General features: G+C 71.7%; 14 protein-coding genes. 10 read left to right on the forward strand and 4 right to left on the reverse strand.

The window, feature by feature from the left end; translation table 11 throughout:
- The first annotated feature begins 108 nt into the window (after positions 1–108).
- The 3 genes from ACWCHM_RS07130 (at position 109) to ACWCHM_RS07140 (ending at position 6,105) form a co-directional block, all read left to right on the forward strand.
- Positions 109–4,587, forward strand: a complete 4,479-nt coding sequence (locus ACWCHM_RS07130; RefSeq protein ID WP_454221793.1) for a DUF6531 domain-containing protein — start codon at positions 109–111, stop codon at positions 4,585–4,587.
- Between the two features lie 64 nt (positions 4,588–4,651).
- Positions 4,652–5,035: a hypothetical protein gene (locus tag ACWCHM_RS07135; protein ID WP_454221794.1), complete on the forward strand. Its 384-nt coding sequence runs from the start codon at positions 4,652–4,654 to the stop codon at positions 5,033–5,035.
- Between the two features lie 170 nt (positions 5,036–5,205).
- On the forward strand, positions 5,206–6,105 hold the full coding sequence (locus ACWCHM_RS07140; protein WP_454221795.1) for an LCP family protein: 900 nt from the start codon (positions 5,206–5,208) through the stop codon (positions 6,103–6,105).
- A gap of 166 nt (positions 6,106–6,271) precedes the next feature.
- Here ACWCHM_RS07140 and ACWCHM_RS07145 read toward each other — a convergent pair whose 3' ends face one another.
- Both ACWCHM_RS07145 and ACWCHM_RS07150 read right to left on the reverse strand, forming a co-directional pair.
- Positions 6,272–7,522 (reverse strand): DUF1501 domain-containing protein, encoded by a 1,251-nt coding sequence (locus ACWCHM_RS07145; protein WP_454221796.1) that lies wholly within the window; start codon positions 7,520–7,522, stop codon positions 6,272–6,274.
- A 2-nt stretch (positions 7,523–7,524) separates the two neighbouring features.
- Positions 7,525–8,793 carry a DUF1800 domain-containing protein gene (locus tag ACWCHM_RS07150; protein ID WP_454221797.1) on the reverse strand — a complete coding sequence of 423 codons (1,269 nt, stop codon included), beginning with the start codon at positions 8,791–8,793 and terminating at the stop codon, positions 7,525–7,527.
- A 365-nt stretch (positions 8,794–9,158) separates the two neighbouring features.
- Here ACWCHM_RS07150 and ACWCHM_RS07155 point away from each other — a divergent pair, with 365 nt between their 5' ends.
- From ACWCHM_RS07155 to ACWCHM_RS07180, 6 genes are read left to right on the forward strand one after another with little or no spacing between them, the layout of a single operon-like run.
- Positions 9,159–10,223, forward strand: a complete 1,065-nt coding sequence (locus ACWCHM_RS07155) for a glycosyltransferase (RefSeq protein ID WP_239486376.1) — start codon at positions 9,159–9,161, stop codon at positions 10,221–10,223.
- A complete protein-coding gene (locus tag ACWCHM_RS07160) occupies positions 10,210–11,382 on the forward strand; it encodes a glycosyltransferase (RefSeq protein ID WP_454221798.1) in 1,173 nt (390 codons plus the stop codon). Before ACWCHM_RS07155 ends, ACWCHM_RS07160 begins: the two co-directional genes overlap by 14 nt.
- Entirely contained in the window at positions 11,379–12,614 is a 1,236-nt protein-coding gene (locus tag ACWCHM_RS07165; protein ID WP_454221799.1) for a glycosyltransferase, read from the forward strand. Before ACWCHM_RS07160 ends, ACWCHM_RS07165 begins: the two co-directional genes overlap by 4 nt.
- On the forward strand, positions 12,611–13,807 hold the full coding sequence (locus tag ACWCHM_RS07170) for a glycosyltransferase (RefSeq protein WP_454221800.1): 1,197 nt from the start codon (positions 12,611–12,613) through the stop codon (positions 13,805–13,807). Before ACWCHM_RS07165 ends, ACWCHM_RS07170 begins: the two co-directional genes overlap by 4 nt.
- Positions 13,804–15,216 (forward strand): lipopolysaccharide biosynthesis protein, encoded by a 1,413-nt coding sequence (locus ACWCHM_RS07175; RefSeq protein WP_454221801.1) that lies wholly within the window; start codon positions 13,804–13,806, stop codon positions 15,214–15,216. Before ACWCHM_RS07170 ends, ACWCHM_RS07175 begins: the two co-directional genes overlap by 4 nt.
- Positions 15,217–15,218: 2 nt before the next feature.
- Positions 15,219–16,556: an O-antigen ligase family protein gene (locus tag ACWCHM_RS07180; protein ID WP_454223037.1), complete on the forward strand. Its 1,338-nt coding sequence runs from the start codon at positions 15,219–15,221 to the stop codon at positions 16,554–16,556.
- Here ACWCHM_RS07180 and ACWCHM_RS07185 read toward each other — a convergent pair.
- Positions 16,512–17,711, reverse strand: a complete 1,200-nt coding sequence (locus ACWCHM_RS07185) for a hypothetical protein (protein ID WP_454221802.1) — start codon at positions 17,709–17,711, stop codon at positions 16,512–16,514. The genes ACWCHM_RS07180 and ACWCHM_RS07185 overlap by 45 nt on opposite strands.
- Positions 17,712–17,973: 262 nt before the next feature.
- Positions 17,974–18,621 carry a TetR/AcrR family transcriptional regulator C-terminal domain-containing protein gene (locus ACWCHM_RS07190; protein ID WP_454221803.1) on the reverse strand — a complete coding sequence of 216 codons (648 nt, stop codon included), beginning with the start codon at positions 18,619–18,621 and terminating at the stop codon, positions 17,974–17,976.
- 130 nt (positions 18,622–18,751) lie between these two features.
- Here ACWCHM_RS07190 and ACWCHM_RS07195 point away from each other — a divergent pair, with 130 nt between their 5' ends.
- Positions 18,752–20,383, forward strand: coding sequence for a DHA2 family efflux MFS transporter permease subunit (locus ACWCHM_RS07195; RefSeq protein WP_454221804.1), 1,632 nt, complete (start codon positions 18,752–18,754; stop codon positions 20,381–20,383).
- The last annotated feature ends 112 nt before the right edge of the window (positions 20,384–20,495 follow it).

Genomic DNA, 20,495 nt, shown 5'->3' on the forward strand with positions numbered 1-20,495 from the left:
GCATCACCTCAGCATGCCGGCGCTCCACCGGCGGCGTAGGGCCGTACCCGGTGAGCACCGACCGGCGTAGCTGACATCCAGGCGTGGACACGGGAAGGTCCAGGCGAGATGGCGGAATTTCCGGCGCATCTGTTCAGGATGGAAGGCGACCCGTCGGCGATCCGGTCGTCGGCGGCCAGATGGCACAGCTTCGGGTCGGCGGCGGCACAGGCCGCCAGCGAGATCACCGGACTGGACACCAGTCAGTTCGTCGGGCCGGAGGGCGACCTGTTCCGGCAAGGGCTCAACGCCCAGATGCCGGCGCACCTGCGGATCACCGGCGACGCGTTCGGCAGGGTTTCCGGCGGCCTGACCGCCTTCGCTGACAAGCTGGCCTCGTTGCAGGACCGGATGCGTCCCCTGGCGCAGCGCGCGCCAGCCCTGTGGGCGGCGCTACAGAGTGCCCAGGGTCGCACCGAACGCGCGGCGGAGGCCGACCGGCAGCACCAACGGGAGCTGGACGACCGGCCGCCGGAGGAGAAGGCCACCGCCAAACCCGACCCGTACCGCTCGGACAGCGGGCCGGCCGGGGCGGCGCTCTCGCAGGCCCAGCGGGACTGGGACGAGTGCGTCGGCCAAGCCGGCGCGCTGCGCACCGAGTTGTCCACCGCAGTGCGGGACTGCGTCCGGGTGGTCAACGAGGCCAAGGGCCTGCGGTTCAAGGAGAACCCGAAGTGGTGGAACCTGAAAGGTCAGGCCCAGAACTTCATCCGGGACAATCAGGAACTGCTGCGGCAACTCTCCGGCGCGCTGAAGATCGTCTCGTTGGTCGCCGGACTGCTCTCGTTCATCCCGGTGCTCGCCCCGATCATGGGCCCGATCGCCCTCGCGGCCGGCGCTGCTGCCCTGATCATCGACGCCTCGCTCTACGCGGCCACCGGCAAGGGCAGCCTCACCGACCTGCTGATCGACGCGGCGCTCACCGTCCTGCCCATCGGCAGGATCCTGAAACTCGGCAAACCGGTCCTGGCCCTGGCCAAACGAGGGTTGCCGGCGCTCGGCAGGGGCCTGGGCCGGGCCCGCTCGGCGCTCGGGGGCCTGCCCCGCCCGAGCATTCCCATGAGGGGGCGCAACTGCGCGGTTGATCCGATCGACGTGGCCAGCGGCGAGGTGGTCCTCACCCAGACCGACGTGGAGCTGCCCGGCCTGCTTCCGGTCGTGCTGGAGCGCAATCACCTGTCGTCCTACCGGCTCGGCAGGTGGTTCGGGCCGGCCTGGGCGTCCACCCTGGACCAGCGTATCGAGCTCGACGAGGACGGGGTCTGCTTCGTCACCGAGGACGGCATGGTCCTCACCTATCCGCCGCCCGCGGCCGACGACGGCGCGACCGCGACCATGCCCGAGACCGGGCCGCGCTGGCCGCTCACCCCGACCACCGGCGGCTACCGCGTCGACCAGCCCGACATCGGCCGGCGCCTGCACTTCCAGGCCGTTGCCGACCAGCCCGAACCGGAGGGGGAGGGACCGCCCGTCCAGGTGTTGCCGCTGTGTGCCGTTACCGACCGTAACGGCCATCGGCTCGACCTCGACTGGCAGGCCGGCGAGATCACGGAGCTCCGGCACAGCGGCGGCTACCGCGTCGCGGTGGACACCCTGCATGGCCGGGTGGCGGCGCTGACCCTGCTCGGCGCGGATGCCACCGAGGACGCTCTGACGCTCGTCCGGTTCGGCTACGACGAGGAGGGCCACCTCGCCGAGGTGACCAACTCCTCGGGCCGTCCACTGCGGTTCACCTACGACGACGAGGGGCGGCTCACCCGCTGGCAGGACCGCAACGAGCAGGAGTACCGCTACACCTACGACGAGCAGGGGCGGTGCACGGCGGCCGACGGGTCGGGCGGATACCTGGCCGCCCGGTTGCACTACGACCCGACGGCCCGCAGGACCACGGTCGTCGACTCCCTCGGCCACAGCACGATCTATCACCTCAACGAACGCGGACAGATCCAACTGCTCACCGATCCGCTGGGTAACGCCACGGCTGCCACCTGGGACGGGCTCGACCGAAAGCTGACAGAAACCGACCCATTGGGGCGAACCACTCGTTACGCCTACGATGACGACGGGAACCTGGTCGAGGTCACCCGCCCGGACGGGGCGCGGGCGACCGCCGCGTACGACGACCTGCGCCAGCCGGTGGTCGTCACCGACGTCGACGGCGCGACCTGGCGTCGCGGGTACGACGAGCGCGGCAACCTGACCATGGTCACCGACCCGACCGGCGCCACCACCCGCTACGCCTACGACGAGACGGGTCACCTGGCCGAGGTGACCGACGCGCTCGGCAACACGCTGCGGGTGTCCACCGATGCCGCCGGGCTTGTCAGCCAGCTCACCGAGCCCACCGGCGCGGTGACCAGCTACCGGCGTGACCGGGCCGGCCGGATCACCGAGCTGACCGACCCGGTCGGCGGCGTCACCCACCTCGGCTGGACGGTCGAGGGACGGCTCGCCTGGCGGCGCACCCCCGACGGGGCGAGCGAGGAGTGGACCTACGACCCGGAAGGCAACCTGGTCACCCACACCGACCCGACCGGGGCGACCACCGAGTTCGAGATCGGCGCCTTCGACCTGCCGGTGGCACGTACCGGGCCGGACGGCGCCCGGCTGACCTTCGGCTACGACACCGAGCTGCGCCTCACCACGGTCACCAACCCGCAGGGACTGACCTGGCGCTACGACTACGATCCGGCCGGGCGGCTGGTCGCCGAGACCGACTTCAACGGCCGCGTCCAGACGTACACCCATGATGCCGCCGGCCAAGTCGTGGCCCGGACCAACGGTGCCGGGCAGACCATCGGGCTGGTCCGCGACCTCGTCGGCAACGTCGCGGAGAAGCGCACCACCGAGGGCACCACCACCTTCGGGTACGACTCGACGGGCCGGTTGATGCACGCCACCTCGCCCGAGGTCGACCTCCGGTTCGACCGGGACCCGCTGGGGCGGGTGCTCACCGAGATCCGGGACGGGCAGGCGGTCACCTCGTCCTACGACCCGCTCGGCCGGCGCACCCACCGACGTACCCCCTCTGGGGTGGAGAGCGCCTGGGAGTACGACGCCGGCCACCGGCCCACGGCGCTGCACACCGGCGGCGCGACGGTCGGCTTCGCCCACGACGCGGCCGGCCGGGAGACCCGTCGCACGGTCGGCGTCCTCGCCCTGACGCAGAGTTGGGACGCCAACCACCGGCTGCTCTCCCAGATCCTCACCGCGAGCGCCGGTGGTGTGACCGGGGTGCCCGAACTGGTCGCCCACCGCGCCTACCGGTACCGCGCCGACGGCTACCTGGTCGGCGTCGTCGACCAGCTCACCGGCGAGCGTCGGCTGGAGCTCGACCGGGCCGGCCGGATCACCGCCGTGCGGGCCGCCGACTGGACCGAGCGGTACGCCTACGACGACGCCGGCAACGTCGCCACCGCCACCTGGCCGGGGACCACGGCCGGCGGCGTCGCCGGGCCCGGCACAACGGATGGCGACGGCGGTGCACGGGGCGAACGGGAGTACACAGGCACCCTGATCCGTCGGGCGGGGGACGTGCGCTACGAGCACGACGCCGCCGGCCGGGTCATCCTGCGGCAGGTCAAGCAGCGCTCCACCAAGCCGTCGACCTGGCGCTACACCTGGGACAGCGAGGATCGGCTGGTCGCGGTGACCACCCCGGACGGCACCCGCTGGCGCTACCGGTACGACGCGCTCGGCCGCCGGGTCGCCAAGCAGCGCCTCGACGCCGACGGCGGGGTGGCCGAGCAGGTCGACTTCGCCTGGGACGGCCCGCGCCTGATCGAGCAGACCCACCGGGGCGCGACCGGCGACCGCACCAGCACCTGGGAGTACGCCCCGGGCACCTTCACCCCGATCAGCCAGACCGACGCGGCGGACGACCAGGACGAGGTGGACCGCCGCTTCTACGCGATCGTGACCGACCTGGTGGGTACGCCCACCGAGCTGGTCAGCCCGGACGGCGAGGTCGCCTGGCAGCAGCGGACCACCATCTGGGGAATCCCGACCCACGTCAGTGCCACGGGGGTCGACTGTCCACTGCGTTTTCCCGGTCAGTTCCACGACCCGGAAACCGGCGCCTCCTACAACTATCACCGCTACTACGACCCCGACACCGCCCGTTACGCCTCCACCGACCCCCTTGGTCTCGATGCAGGACCCGATCCGCATTCCTACGTCGAAAATCCCACTTACCGCATCGATCCATTTGGTCTTTCGCCCTGTCGGATCCCGCATCGCACCACCCCTCGTATGGAGGACGGAAACCTCAAGGAGGGGTGGGCGCATGTGGACGCACGACACGTTTCCGGAAATCATCCGACCGGGCCGGGCGACCTTTTTGCCAGCGGGACGACGCGTGACCAGCTCTCCGCTGCGGCCGAGCGCGTCGTCAAGCAAGGAACTCGGGTCTCGGACCCGGCTCGCCGCATTCAGACATTCGAGAAGAAGATGAAAGTGAACGGGCTCCGAGACTTGGTCAGGGTGATTGTCGACGCTGGCGACGCGAACCGTGTTATCACCATATTCCCGGTGCGTGGGGGGGTGTGACGTGCGATTCGAGTTTTCGAGGCAACAGGGTGATTCCCCGGCGTCGTCCTACGACCTGGGGGACATGCGCCTGATCGTTGGCGGGGCGGATTTCTCCTCGGCAGGTCGTCGGCCGAGTGGGTCGATGATGATTTACTTAGCTGTTGTCGATCTTGTAGATGGTTTGTTGAAACTGGCTGAGGGGCGGGATTCACGCTTTCGCTTCGTGGGGCCTGACTCCTCCTTTTCGTTGGGTTTCCAACGAAGGAGGGACGTGGTGGAGATCGTTGCCGGGAGTGAAGTGGTCGCCTCTGCGTCAATCTCAGAGGTGCTCGATGCGCTGACGGCCGGAACAACCGCATTTTTGAATGACCCTGGCAACGCTCTTGCCGGCGATGAGCCCGTGTCCGAAGATCTGGCCACGGTATTGCTGCGTTTGCAGGACGTGGCGTCTTCCTGGCGGCAGTAGGCCCGAAGAAAGGCTGGTTTCGGGTGGCGTTCAAGGTGGAGTTGAGGAAAGTAAATTTACTGAGGTTGACCCGTGGAAACCGTACGCGCAGATCCGTTCGTCTCGCTGCGTTGGTAGCACTGGCAGTTGTCCTCGCAGGCGCAACCTGCATCGGCCTCTACCTGAAATCGGTGGAGTCCGACGTCGGGCGGGTGGACGCGTTCACCGAGGTGCCGACCGAGGCCCGGCCGCCGAAGGCGCCCGAGGCGCGCGACGCCCGTAACCTGCTGATCCTCGGCAGTGACTCCCGCGACCCGGAGAACGTCGGCGGCTCCCGCAGCGACACGATCATCCTGGCGCACGTCCCCGAGGGTGGTGCCAGCGCCCAGCTCGTCTCCATCCCCCGGGACACCTGGGTGCACGTGCCCGCCTCCAGGAACGGCAGGCACGGCAACCGGGACGCGAAGATCAATGCCGCGTTCGCCTGGGGTGGGGTGCCGCTGCTGGTGCAGACCGTCGAGGAGTTCACCAAGGTCCGCATCGACCACGTCGTCATGGTGGACTTCGCCGGGTTCAAGGAGATCGTCGACGCCCTCGACGGCGTGCAGATCGACGTCGAGCGGAGCTTCACCTCCACCCATTCGCTCAACGCCGACGGCCGGCGCGAGTTCGTCAAGGGGCGGCAGACCATGGACGGCGCCACCGCTCTGGACTACGCCCGGGAGCGTTTCGCCTTCCCCGACGGCGACTTCGCCCGGATCCGGCACCAACAGCAGCTCATTCGGGCCGTGCTGGACAAGGCCGCCTCTGGTGGACTGCTCACGAGCCCGGCCCGGCTCGACGATTTCCTCCGGGCCACGGCCGACGCGGTCACCGTCGACAAGACCCTCTCCCTGGTGGACCTTTCGACCGAGCTGCGGCACCTGCGCGGCGGCAACCTGACCTTCGTCACCAGTCCCAGCAGTGGCACCGGCATGATCGGCAGCGAGAGCGTGGTGCTTGCCGACGAGGCCGGGGCCCGCGCGCTCTACACCGCCATCCGCCGCGACGCTGTCGGCGACATTCTCGCCGCCAGCAGACCCCGCCGATAGCTGCCGGAGCTTCGGGCGACAGTCGCCCTGGCTCTCGTCGGTCGGCGCGAAGATCGTGGTCGTCCAGCCGACAGCCGGCGCTGTTCCGGGCGACAGTCGCGGGCGCAGCTGGCTGACAACCCCCGCAGTTCCGGCCGGCAGCCGCCAGTACGTGCGGACAGGCCGGTCAGGCGCGGAACAGGGAGAGTGGGCGGCCCCGATAGCCGAGGAGGAACTGCTCCGGGTCGACATCGAGCACCGACGCGAGCACCGCCCCGAAGACGTCCCGGAAGTCGACCGTGGACTTCAGGTCGCCCCGGTCCAGGTCGGTCAGGCTGGGCGGCTCACCGTGGAAGCCGCCGGCCACCCGGGCCCCGGCCACCAGCACCGGCCCGGCGGTGCCGTGGTCGGTGCCGGCGGAGGCGTTGGCGCGTACCCGTCGGCCGAACTCGCTGTAGACGACCACCGCGACCCGCCGCCCGGCGTCGGTGCCGGCCATCCGGTCCACGAAGCCGGCCACCGCCGCGTCGAGCTGCCCGAGCAGCGCGGACTGCGCGTCCCGCTCGGCGGCGTGCGTGTCGAAGCCGCCGAGGCTCACCGAGTACACCCGGGTCGGCACCCCGGCCTCGATGCAGCGGGCGACCAGCGCGAGCTGCGCGCCGAGTGCGCCACCTCCGCCGGTGCCGGTGGCCGTGCCGGCCGGGTCCGCGTCGGCCGGGCCGGCGGCCGGCGTCCCCGCCTCGCGGACCAGCCGGCCCATCTCGACCAGATCGGCGTACGCGGCGGCGGCCCGCGCCTGCATCGCCGGCTCGCCGGGCTGCACCCGGCCCAGCGCGGCCACCATCGGCGGCTGCACCCAGTCGGGTAGCTCCAGCCCCTGGTAACTGACGCAGGCGCCGACCCGTCGCCGCCCCACCAGCAGGGGTGGCAGCACCGGCTCGAAGCTGACCGCCGCCTCGACCGGGGCCCGGGTGTCGTCCAGCCACCGGCCCACCCAGCCGGTGTCGGCCGGCCCGCCCGGCGCGGCGGTCTGCCAGATGTCCATCGACCGGAAGTGGCTGCGGTCCGGCTTCGGGTAGCCGACCCCGTGCACGATGGCGAGCCGACCCGCCGCCCAGAGCCTTGCCAGGCCGCGTAGCGCGGGGTGCAGACCGTGCTCACCGTCCAACCTCAGCACCTGCTCCGGCGGGCAGGCCAGCTCGGGCCGGGCCGCCCGGTAGGCCGGATCGGCGTACGGGATGACGGTGTTCAGCCCGTCGTTGCCGCCGTAGAGGGTGACCAGGACGACGGTGTCCACCGGCCGCCGCGCCGACGGCTGTCCGGGGCGGGCGGTGTCGAGCAGGCGGGACAGCGTGAGCGCGCCGGCTCCGGTGGCGAGGGCACCGCCCCCGAGCACCCCGGAGGCGAGCAGGAACCGTCGACGGGTCAGCCGGTCCATCGTCAGGTCACCTGGTATTCCGGGCTGACCAGCCCGAGGGTGAGCATCAGTCGCGAGTTGCCGGCGGCCCGCAGCACCTGGTACGTCCGGTCGGTCCAGGTGTCCACGCAGAGCAGGTGGGCCACTTCCTCCGGGGTCAGTCGCTGCGGGCTGAGCTGGCTGGCGAGCTTACCGGCCAGCGACAGTTTCAACCGGGCGGCGGCGGAGGTCAGCCAGGCCGCCCCGGCGGGCCAGCCGCCCACGCTGGGCGGGGCGAACGGGCGCTGGCCGAGGCCGCCGAGCCCGTCGAGCAGCCCGACGATCGTCTCCGGTGGCAGGGCGGCCGGGCGCAGCCCGAGCTGTCGTAGTGCGCCGACCAGCCATTCGACAGGCTGTTTGACCATGGTGGCCCGGGTGGCCGGAAACGCCTCGTCGGCGAGCAGCACCCGCAGCATGGTCATCGGTTCGGGGAAGGCGGCGGCCATCGCCTCCCGGGTGTGGTCGGGCAGCGGTCGGGTGCTGGAGCCGTAGCGGTGCCAGAGCCGGGCGGCCACGAACCGGGGGCATGCCGGGTGCGCCAGCACCAGGTCGACCAGGCTGTCGGCGGTGAACCGCCCGGTCACGCCGAGGATGGTGTGCGGGCCGTCGTCGTGCCGTCGCGGGTCGAACACCGACCGTGGTGCGCCGAGGTCGATCCGCCAGCCGGTCAGCGCCCGTCCGGCCTGCTGCACGTCCGACTCGGTGTACTGGCCGAGACCGAGGGTGAACAGCTCGAAGAACTCCCGGGCGAGGTTCTCGTTCGGGGCTTCCCGGCTGTTCGACTGGCCGTCCAACCAGTGGATCAGGGCCGGGTCGACAATCATCCGGCGGGCCAGTTCGCCGAATTCGCGGGATTCCCGCATTGCGCAATGTTGGGCCAACATTAATTGCGGGCTTTTGACCTTGACGATCGAGGTGGCCCAGTGGCCGTGCCAGAAGAAAACCAGTTTCTCCGTGGCCTGGTGGTCGGCGACTGTCATCCGATCCAGCCACCATCGGGTGAGGGTCGTCGCCTGCGCGCGTCGCCGCCCGTCGGCCGCCGCCCGTTGCGCGTCGGTGGGGCCGGGCCGGCCGGCGTACGGGTCGGGGCCGAGCGAGGGCAGAGGTGACCGGGTGGCACCGAGGTCGGGGCTGACGGGGCTGGTCAGCGCCGCCAGGGTGGCGGTGAAGCCGGCCCGCCGGGCGGCGGCCAGCTCGTCGGCGGTCGGCCCGAACCCTGCCCGGCGCAGCAGCAGCGCCACGTCGTCGGTCATGGTGACACCACGGATGAGAATTCCAACAGGGAGAGACGTATCATGATCATCGCGATCTTCCGCCGATGGTCGGCGAGCAGATCCGTGTCGCGACCTTACCATTCCGTCGACACGGTTCGACATCGAGTTTAGTAGATCGGTATCTGTGCTCCTGAGTGCTGTCCGGTTGCCGATCTCAGAGCTCCGGCGGATGCGTGACGCTGAATATATTCGCTATCATCGGCCTCTGCGCGCTTCGCCGACCGTCCACACTTATGCGGGGGTACGAGGTGATGGATCAGCGTGTTCCGCCCGACCGACACCGCCCGCCCCCGGGGCGGACACCTGTGGCACTCGCGGGGCCCGACAGGTCGGCGGGTTGCTCGATGGCGCTGGTGCACGAGTGGTTCACCGCCACCGGCGGAGCGGAACAGGTCTTCCGGCACCTCACCGAGGTCTTCCCGACCGCCGAGCGTTTCGCGCTCTGGAGCGACGACGACTCCGACCCGCCGCAGCTGCGGGCGTCGTGGCTGGCCCGGACCCCGCTGCGGGGCAACAAGGCCGCCGCCCTGCCGTTCATGCCGCTGGTCTGGCGGACCCTCACCCGCGAGCGGTTCGACGTGGTGATCTCCTCCAGCCACGCCTTCGCGCACACCGTCCGGCTCGGGCGACCCGACCGCACCCGGCATCTCAGCTACGTGCACGCCCCGGCCCGCTACCTGTGGAACCCTGCCGTTGACGACCGGGCGACCGGCCCGCTGCTGGCTGTTCCCCGCCGGGTGATGCGGGCCCTCGACGTCGGGCTCAGCCAGCACGTGCGCAGCTACGCGGCCAATTCCATCGAGGTACGGGACCGGATCCGGCGGCACTGGCGACGCGACGCCCGGGTGATCAACCCCCCGGTGGACGTGGACTTCTTCGCCGCCGCCCCGGCCGCCGACCGAGCCCAGCCGCGCGACTACCTGCTCGGCGTCGGGCGCTGGGTCCGGTACAAGAACTTCGACCTGGTCATCGCGATCGCCGAGGCGGCCGGCATGCCGCTGGTCATCGTAGGGTCGGGGCCGGAGGAAGCCCGCCTGCGGCGTCTGGCGCACCAGGCGGGCGTGCCGGTCACCTTCGAGGTCCGGCCGGACCGGATCCGGCTGCGGCAGCTCTACTGGGGTGCCCGCGCCCTGCTCTTCCCGGTCCACGAGGACTTCGGCATCGTCCCGGTCGAGGCGCAGGCATGCCGTACGCCGGTGCTCGGGTGGCGACGCGGCGGCCTGTTGGAGACGGTCGTCGACGGGGAGACCGGGGTCCTGGTCGACTCCGCCGATCCCCGCGACCACGCGGCAGCGCTCGGTCGGCTCGACGAGCTCGACCCGACGTCGATGCCCCGGCAGGCGGCCCGGTTCTCCGCGCAGACCTTCGCCCGCCGGGTGACCGAATGGGTCGCGTATGAGTGCGAGTGACCCGATGCGGGTGCTGCACGTCACCCACACGGCCCAACCCGGCGGCGCCGAACTGGCCCTGGCCCGGCTGCTCACCCAGCCGCATCCCTGGCGGGCGACCCTGCACGGCCCGTCTCACGGCACTGCCTTCGACCAACTCTCCGACCAGGAGGTGCTGCAGGCCCGGGACCTGCCGGCGCTGCCCACCGGGGGCACCCGCAGCCGGGCCCCGCTGCTGGCGGCCCGCTACCTGGCGGGCCTGCGGGACGCAGCCCAGGTGCTGCGGCGCAGCCCACTGTTTCGGGAGGCCGACCTGGTGCACGCGAACACGGCCCCCGCCGCGATCATCTGCGCGCTCGCCGACCGGACCCGACGACGCCCCCTCGTGGCGCACCTGCGCGGCCCGTTGACCGTCGAGAGCCTGGGGCCGATCGGCCTGCCCGCGTTCCGCGCGCTTGCCGTCCGCCGCGCCGACGGGCTCATCGCCAACTCCCGGTTCACCCTCGCCAGCGTTCCCCGCAGCACCCGGTTCCCGGCCCATCGAACGGTGATCCAGAGCCCCAGCGGGATCACCGACCGGATCCGGCAGCCCCGGATCCGTGCGGAGGTACGGGCCGTCGGCATGGTCGGTCGCCTCCAGCACTGGAAGGGCCAGCACGTCTTCCTCCGCGCATTCGCCGCAGCCCTGCGCGGAACCGGGGTTCGGGCGTACCTGTGCGGGGCGCCGCTCTTCGGCGAGGCGGCCTACGAGACGCGGCTGCGGGAACTCGCCGGCGAACTCGGCATCGGCGAGCAGGTGACGTTTCTCGGCCACGTCGATGACCTCACCGGCTTCCTCGACTCGATCGACATTCTGGTGCACGCCTCGCTCGGGCCCGAGCCGCTGGGACAGACCGTGTTGCAGGGGTTGGCGCGGGCGCTGCCGGTGGTGGCCTCGGAGGGCGGCGGGCCGGGGGAGTGGATCCGCTCGGGAAGCAACGGGATCCTGGTCCGCCCCGGGGACCCCGACGCGCTGGCCGCGGTGCTGCGTACCCTGGTCGGCTCGCCGCGGCTGCGGCACGACCTGGCGACCGCCGCCGCCGGCACCCCGGGTCTGCTCTCCGACGCCGAATGCGTCGACCGGCACGCCGAGTTCTTCGCCACCGTCCACCGGGCGGCCGTGACGGGACCCGCCAGGTGAACCGATCTGTTCCGCGGATCGGGTACGTCCTGGCCCGCCCACCCGGGCTCACCGAGACCTTCGTCCCCGCCGAGATCCGGGCGGTGCGGGCGGCTGGGGCGACCGTCGAGGTATTCGTCGTCGCCCCGGACGCCAACCGGCACGTCGAGCTGCGCCGTGCCGCCGTCCGGCTGCTCCGCCGACCTGCTGACCTCCCGGCCGACCTGCGCCTGCTCGGTCTGCCGTCACGCCACGACGAGTGGTCGTCGTTGGCCCGTGGTGCGCTGGCCAGTGCCGCCGCCACCGCGCTCGCCGCCGAGGTCGACCGCTTCGATCCGGACGTCCTGCACGCCCACTTCGTCAACCTGCCCACTGCGGTCGCAGTCCTGCTCGGGCGTCGGCTCGGACGGCCGGTGACGGCAACCGCGCACGCCGCCGACTTCTTGCTCGACCCGAACCCCGTAGCTCTGCGTCGGCGGCTGAGCCGACTACGGCACCTCTTCGTCGTCTCCGCCGCGACGGCCGACCAACTGACGGACCGGGGAGTGCCGATGTCGGCGATTCCGCACCGGATCGTCCGGGCCGCCGTCGATGGCCGACTCCTCGACGTCGCACCGGTCGATGCCCCACCAGAGGCCGTGCCGGGCACCCCGACGAGGCTCGTCACCGTCGCCCGGCTGGTTCCCAAGAAGGGAGTGGAGACCGCCATCGACGCAGTGGCCAGGCTCACCGATGACGGACACTCCGTCCGGTACGACATCTACGGCGAGGGGCCGCTACGCGACGACCTGAATCGCCGGGTCACCTCGGCGGGCCTGACCGAGGCGGTGACGCTGCACGGCGCGGTGCCACATCAGGTGGCGACGACCGCGCTGGCCGGCGCGGATGTCGCCGTCCTGCCCTGCCGACCCGCCCCGGACGGCGACCTCGACGGCATTCCGGTTTTCCTGATGGAGGCGGCCAGCCAGGGCATCCCGGTGGTCACCACTGCCGTCTCCGGCATCCCGGAACTGGTCGGCCCGGGCAGCGGCTGGCTGGTTCCCCCGGACGACCCGGTAGCCCTCGCCGCCGCGATCGGGGCGGTGGTCGACGACCCCGGCACGGCCCGACGCCGGGCCGGGGTGCTGCTGACGCGGCTCCGGTCGGAGTTCGCCCCGGCGGTGCAGGCCGACCGGTTGCTGTCCGTCTGGCGGGACCTGGCCGGGACCGGACCGACCTCGCCGATCGCGCCACCTGGAGGTGGCCACCGGTGAGCCTCACGGTCGTCTCGTCCTACTTTCCCGCTCCGCCCGACCGGGGTGACCCGGTACGGGTGTCGATGACGTTGCGAGCCCTGGCTCAGCTGCCGGGCTGCGCACTGCTGGTGGTCCATCGCCCGACCACCACCGAGGAGCACGTGGCGCAGCTGCGCCGGATGCTCGACCCGATGCCGGTCCACACCTTCCCGGCGACCCCGTTCCGCGGTGACCTCCTCGGGCCGGCGGGCCGCTACCCGGAGGCCCTCGCGCACGGGCTGCCGACCTGGATCAGGAGCCGCTACAGCGCAGCGCTGCACGACGAGCTCCGGCGACGCGACGGGGTCGCGTTGGCCCTCGGTGAGGCGGCCGGAGCCTACTTCCGGGGGACCCGGCTGCGCTGGCACTGGGACAAGGCCAACGTGCTCGCCGCCAGCGTCCGGCAGGAGATCGAGACGGCAGGTGACCCGGTGCGCCGGCTGCGCGCCCGTTATCTGACGCTGGTCTCGACCCGGTTCGAGCGGCGGGCCCTGGCACACTGCGCGACGGTGTCGGTGACCAGTGACGACGAGGCCGACCGGCTGCGCCGGTACCACGGCCGGGACGCCACCTTCGTGCTGCCCAGCTGCGTCCCCCTCCCGACGGGGCACCTGCCCCGACCCCGGGAACGGCAGCTGGTCTGGCTGGGCAGCTTCGCCTACGAGCCGAACCTGACCGGCCTGCGGCGCTTCCTGGCCGAGGGATGGCCGCCGCTGGCCCGCGCCGGCTTCACGCTCACCCTCCTCGGTTCGGGACTTGCCGGGTCGACACGGGCCGAACTGGGACAGCACCCGGGGGTACGGGTCCGGGGTTACGTCGAGGACCTGCGTCCGGCGCTCGCCGGTGTCCGGGCCGGCATCGTGCCACTGTGGAGCGGCGCCGGCGTGAAGCTGAAGACGCTTACCCTGCTGGCCCACGCGATTCCGGTCTTCACCACGAGGGTGGGTGCCGAGGGGCTGCCGGCGAGTCCCGCCGTCCGGATCGCCCCGGACCCGGCCGCGATGGCCGGACAGATCCTCGGCACCCCACCGGGCGCACTCGACGCGATGGCCGTCGAGGCCGCCCGCCTGGTCGGGCAGGGGTTCTCCGAGGCCCGGTTCGCCGAGCGCCTGCTCACGGCACTCACCGCGCACGGGTGTCTCACCGGTGGCGACACCGGGTCGGGGCAATGAGGGTCGCCGGACGGTTGGTCACCGCCACCGCCGCGAACCTGCTCGTCCCGGTCAGCGGGCTGATCGTCAGCCCCTTCCTCTCCCGTGAGCTCGGACCGGAGGGGCGGGGACTCTTCGCCGCACTTACCCTGCCGATCGTGGTCTGCGGCTGGCTGGGCACCTACGGGCTGCAGGACGCGCTCGCCTTCCACGTGCGCCAACGCCGGTTGTCCCGACGGGACGCCGCCCGGGTCAGCATGCTGGCCGCCGTTCCACTCGGTCTGGTCGCCGTGCTGCTGCTGGGGGTGCTGGGCCTGTTCGTGTTCGACCGGACGGCCGGCGAGCGGCAGCAGTTCATGCTGCTGACACTGCTCGCGCCGGTGCATCTGTTGACGAACCTGGTCATCGGGGCGCTCACCGGCGCCTCGGACGTCGGCGGCGTCAACCTGATGAAGGCCGTGCCGGCCGTACTCCGAACGGTCCTCATGGTCATCGCCTGCGTGGCGTTCGATCTGAGCCCCTTCTGGTCGGCGCTGCTCGCCCTGACCTCGACGGCCACCGGCGTCCTCTTCGGGCTGCCCCGCCTCCGTCGTCGGGCAGGCTCAGGGAGCTGCGCCGACGCGGAGAGCGACACCGCGGCCGGACCAGCCCGTCGTGCCGGGGCGGTCGACCGGCCCGGGCCGATCCCCGTGCGGTCGCTGGTCCGGTACGCGCTCGTCTGCCTGCCGGGAGTGCTGGCGGCGACCTCCAGCGCCCGGCTCGACCAGGTCGTCGGCCTGCCGCTGCTCGGTGCACGCGAACTGGGCTTCTACGCGGTCGCGGTGAGCGTGGCGGAGCTGCCGACCGTGGTCGCGACCGCCGCCCGCACCATCCTGATGGGCGGGGCGGACGCCGAGGGCGTCACCTCGGTGCTCTGGGTGGCCCGGATGGCCCTACCTGCGGCGGCGTTCGGCTGCGCGGTCCTCGCCGCTGGCGCGGGGCTGCTGGTACCCCGGTTCTTCGGCGTCGCTTTCGCCCCGGCGGTGCTGCCCACCGTCATTCTCTGCGCAGCCACCGTCGTCTACACCTGCGTGCAGGTGTTCAGCGCCCTGCTGCTCGCCCACGGGGAGCCGGCCCGGTCCTCGGCCGCTCTGGTCGCCGGCTCGCTCACCGGTGTGCTGCTGCTCGTGGTGTTGGCCCCGTTGGGCGCGGTGGGTGCGGCCCTGGCGAGCCTGGTCGGGTACGTCGTCGCTGCCGGTGCCGCGGCCAGGTCGGTACGCAGGTTGGTGGTGGTGCCGTCACTGCGCGCGGTGACCGTGCTGTACGCCGCTGATCTCCGCCTGCTGTGTGCCCGGCTCGGGTGGACCCGGCGGGAGCCCCGACACAGTCCGACCGAGGCGCAGGACACCGTCGGTTCGCGGGTACCCGACAGCGGCAGGAGCGAGTGGTGAGTATGTTGTCCCGCGATCGGATGGTCGCCGGCCTTCAGCGGGCGGGCTTCCTGGGTCGCGGGGATCCCGCCACCGTGGACCGGGTCGCCACCGGGGGCGTGGTCGTCCTGCTGGGCCTGGCCTGGGTCAGGGTCACCATTCCCTCACTTCTGGACCTGCTGTCCAACGGGCGACCGACCTTCAACGCCGCAGTGGATTCCATGCCCGCCACCGGCCGTCTCCTCGGCGACGCCGTCACCGCGGCCGTGATCGGGCTGTCCCTGCTCCTTGCCGGGTACGGGCTGCGGAGGCCACGCCAGCACCGCCCGGGTGAACTTGTCGTGGCCCTGGCGCCGCTGGGTGCCCTGCACCTTGCCGGGCTGGTCAACGGCGAACCCCCCGGGCCGGTGGCGTTGGCTCTGCCTGCTGCCATCCTCGCGATCTGGGCGCTCCAGCCGGGAACGCCGGCACTGGCCGCGATCGGGGTGCTCGGGGCGGTCAGCGCCGCCGGTGCGCTTCTGCTGGCGGCGCTACGGCCCGATCTGGCGCTGCTCACCGGAGCCGGAGTGGGGGCCAAGAGCTGGGCTGTCGGCGGACTGCTCACCGGAGCGTACCCGCACTCGAACGTGCTCGGAATCATGCTCGCGCTCAGTCTGCCGTTCGTGTTCCGTCTGCGGCACGGGTGGTCGCGCCGGGTCGCTCTGGCCATGATCCTGGTCGCGCTGGTCTGGACCGGTTCCCGGACCAGTCAACTGGCGGCCCTCGTCGTCCTGCTGACCCGGGGACTGCTCCACTGGCAGGCAGTTGGTCGGCTGGGTGTGGGGTGGCGGCGGTCGGTGCTCGTCGGTGGTCCGGCGGCGGCCGGGCTCGTCCTGACCGTGCTCAGCCCGCTGCTCGTCACCGACCCGGCCATGTTCACCAAGCGGGGGCAGATCTGGCGTGCCCTGTTGAGCCGGTGGGCCGATCGACCACTGGTCGGCCACGGACCCGGCTACTTCGAGCGGCAGCCGCAGTTGGTCGAGGCGCTCGGTGGCCGGTACACCCACGGGCACAACGTGCTGGTCCACCTGCTGGCCGTCGGGGGCCTGCTCACCGTCGTCCTCTTCGCGGTCCTGCTCGGTTTCGTCTGGCGGCGCTCGGTCCTCCTGTTCGGACGGGGCGATCCGACGCCGGCGCTCTACCTGATCGCACTCGCCTGGATCTCCTGGCTGGAAGCGTCGCACCTGGCGGTCACCCTCGCCGGATACCTGACCTGGCTGCCGCTCTGCCTGATCAGGTGGACCAGCTGGCCGGCCGGCCAGCCGGCCACGACCGGGTCAGAAGAGCAGGACGTCCCGAAGGTAGTTGGCGACCCGGCGTAGCAGGTTCGCGTTGGTGACGGGTGCCGTCATCCGCAACACCACCTGCTGGTCGATGTCGCCGTCGCCACTGCGCCAGTAGGCGACCACCACCAGGCCGTACCGTCGCGCGCCATCGACGGTGAGACTGCTGGTTTCGGCGTACGCGCAGGTGGGCCCACAGTGCACCCACTGCAGCCCCCAGGCCTCTTCGGCGGTACGCATGGCGGTCTGCCGAGGTCCGTCGCACGGTGCCGGGCATTCGCGTACGACCAGCTCGCCACCGAGATCTTCGCCGCTGTCCGACGGCCCGCCGCACCGGTGCCTGCTGAGCCCGTCGGCTCGCTCGACGAGCGTGCACCGCCACCGCGGCGGCAGCCTGACCGGGAAGCTCACGCCATCCAGCCCGGTCACGGTGTGGATCCGGTCGGCGGGGGTGAACCTCACCCACCCGGCCGGCCAGCGGCCGGCGACCGGCGGTTCGAGCCCGGGGCTCAGCGGCGCGGGCGTGGGAGCCGGCGACGGTAACGGCGAAGCGCTGGCCGCCGCCGGCGGGCGGGGTGGGTCCGTGCCCGGATCTACGAGCAGGACCAGGCCGCCGCCAGCCAGCAGCCCCACGATGAGGCCGATGGCAGGCAGCGCCCACCGGCCGGCCCGAGGCGGGGGCCGCAGCGGCGGCGGCTCAGCGGGTGGGTGAGGCGGGGAGTCCGACGGGGGTGACGGGTCGGTCGGCGGGAGGGTCCTGCCCAGTCGCGCCGGAGACGTCTGCTCGGCCGTCGTCAGTGGTCGGTCGGTCGGGCGCGGCGTCGGCGCGGCGTCCGGCTGCACGTGGCGCTCTGCCGTGGGGGGATCGTCCGCGTGGGCCACAACTGGCGCGTAGGACATTCCGAGGGCGAGGAACGTGCGTTCCGCAGTGGGAAGAAGTTCCTGTGGATAGGCGACCCACGGTGTGGCGGCGGAGAAGTCTGCGCCGACGTAGGTCGGGCCGGCCGAGGCCGATTGCGCGATAGCGTTGGTGGTAGCCGCGAAGGCGTCCCGCCAGCGTGGCTCGCCCGCGACACCGGCGTCGAGCACGGCGACGACGAGAGAATGCTCGTTCTCGTCGACGGCCGACCATACGCCGCCGATCTGGCAGGCCCCGAGCTTTGCGATGAGCTGGAACGGAACGACCGGCTGCATACGCGACCTCCTTCGTTCCTCAGCGATGATATCCGGGCCGATCTATCGGGGGCAGTCCCCGCAGCGGCACGCACCGATCCTGGCCGGCCAGGTCGAGGTGGTTTCACGGGTCGGGCCAGCCACGGGGATCCCCTCGGCGGCCGACTCACTGGTGGCCGTGCCGGGCGTGGTCCCGGCATCGACGTCGGCCCGGCGTCGCCACTGGCACAACGTCAGCGACCCGCCAGCGCGTGCGCGGCAGGGAAATCCGTGCAGCAGCGCGCTATCCGAAGGCCAGCAGGAACGTGTCCACGGCTGCCACGGTGACGGCCTGCTGTTCCTGCACGGAGACACTACGGTTGCCGTAGTGCGACCGGGTCTCCAGCGGCCCGGTGATCAGCGCGAGAAACTGCTCGGCGGCCAGGGCCGGATCGGAGATCCGCAACCGACCAGCCAGCGCGAGGCGGGCGAAGCGGTCGGCCAGCGCCTCGGTGAGCCGGTCCGGCCCGTACCCGGGGACGGCGTCGAGGAGTTCGGGAAAGCGGGCGGCTTCGGCGTAGAGCAGCCGCCGCAATGCTTGGGCCTGCTCGTTGCAGGCGAGCCGGGCCAGCTCGCTGCCCACCGCGAGCAGCGTCGCCCGGATGTCGTCGCCCGGATCGGCGAGTCGGCCGATGGTGGCGAGGTTCTGCGAGATGAGGGCGTCCGAGGCTGCCTCGACCGCGTGCCGGAAGAGGTTCACCTTGTCGGTGAGGTGGTTGTACACGGTGGGCTTGGCGACCCCGGCCTCGACGGCGATCTCGTTGACGCAGGCCTGTGCGTAGCCCTTACGCGCGAACACGGCGAACGCGGCGTCGAGGATCGCCTTCCGCTTGTCGATGCGCCCCCGGTGAACCCGTTTTCGCTGCTCCTCACGCTCCGCGACCTCCGCCATCTGGACATCCTAGCCGACGTCCAGCAACTTGAACCGGTGAGTCCAGTGGATTGAACGGAGTTCTTGCGATCGGTCCGGCTGGACCGGTAATTTGAACCGGCAGGTTCATTAAGTCGAGCGGGAGAGCGCCGTGACCCAGGCAGACAACAGATTGGATCCAGCGCTGATCAGGCTGGTCAGCGTCGTGCTGCTGGGCGGCATCATGGGCATCCTCGACGGCACCATGGTTGCCGTCGCCGTGGACACCCTCACCACCACCTTCCAGGCCTCGGTCAGCGCCATCAGCTGGGCATCCACCGGATATCTGCTCGCCCTGACCGCCACCATCCCGATCACGACCTGGGCGGTGGACCGCTTCGGCGCGCGACGGCTCTGGCTCTTCGGCCTCCTGCTGTTCATGGCGGGATCGTTGGCCTCCGGCCTCGCCGGGAGCGTGGCGAGCCTGATCCTGTTCCGCGTCGTCCAGGGCGTGGGGGCCGGCATCCTCGATCCGCTCGTGCTCACCCTGCTGGCCCGTGCGGCGGGCCCACACCGCGCGGGGCGGGTGATGGGCCTCATGGGCGCGGTCCTGCCACTGGGGCCGGTGCTGGGCCCGGTGATCGGTGGCCTCGTCCTTGACACCACCAACTGGCGGTGGATGTTCCTGGTCAACATCCCGATCGGTCTGGTCGCGTTCGCCTTGGCGCTGCGTGTGGTGCCGGCCGACGCGCCGGAGACGCTCAACCCCCGCAGCCGCCTGGACGTGCTGGGTCTCGTCCTGGCCGGCCCGGGGGTGGCTGCCGTCGTGCTCGCCCTGTCCCAGGTCGCCACAGCGGGTACGTTGACCGCCTGGCGGGTGCTGGTTCCCCTGGTGGTCGGGGTGGCCGCGTTGGTCGCCTACGCCACGCACGCCCTGCGTCCCCGGACCGTGCCGCCCCTGATCGACCTGCGACTGTTCGCCAGCCGAAGCTTCTCCGCCAGTGTCACGGTGCAGGGCCTGGTCGGGGTCGCCACCTACTCGATCCTGTTCGCGCTGCCCCTCTACTACCAGCAGTTGCACGGGCAGGGCGACGGTGCCCTGGCCGCCGGTCTTCTCGTCGCACCACTGGGGCTGGGCTCCGTCCTGGCCATGCCGGTCGCCGGCCGGCTCAGCGACACGGTCGGGGCGCAGGGTCCAGCCCTTACCGGTGCTGCGGTTGCCGCGCTCGGCGCGTTGGCGCTCACCCAGGTCGATGCCGGGACCAACGGGGCGTGGTCGGCGCTGTGGGCGTTCGTCATCGGCGTAGGGCTCGGTGCCGTGGGCGCGCCGACCATGGGCGCGCTGTACCGGACGCTTCCCAGCCACCAGGTGCCGCAGGGCAGTTCGGTGCTGTACATGCTCAACCAGCTCGGCGCGTCGGTCGGCATCGCCGTGGTCGCGCTGATCGTCGATGTCGCAGGTGAGGCCGATCCGATGGGCGGGTTCCGGCTCGTGTACTGGTGGATCGTGGCCTGCGTCCTGGTGATTCTGGCGGGTAGCAGCCTGCTGCCCGGCCGCCCGAACGACTCCCGCAACGACGTGGGACCGGCCGACACCGCGGATTCGGCGGCGACCCGGCAGGGCGGCAGCGTGCTGAGTCGGGAACGGTTGATGGCAGAGGTGTGGGGCGATCCCACCCCGCACGTCGCGAACAGCCGGAGCAGTCGCACCATCGACACGCACGTCAGCTCACTGCGAAGCACGATTGGTAGCGGTTGGATCCGGACGGTCCGCGGAGTCGGTTTCCAGGTCGGCCGCAGCTGACGTACGCCGGCGACGGTTACGCCTCCGCTCACGCCGACAGAGGCATCTGGACCGCACCGTTCACCCGCCCAAGTGGACCGCAAGCACCGCGGTTCCGGTGACGTCAATCGGC

It is taken from the genome of Micromonospora sp. SCSIO 07396 (assembly GCF_053667945.1).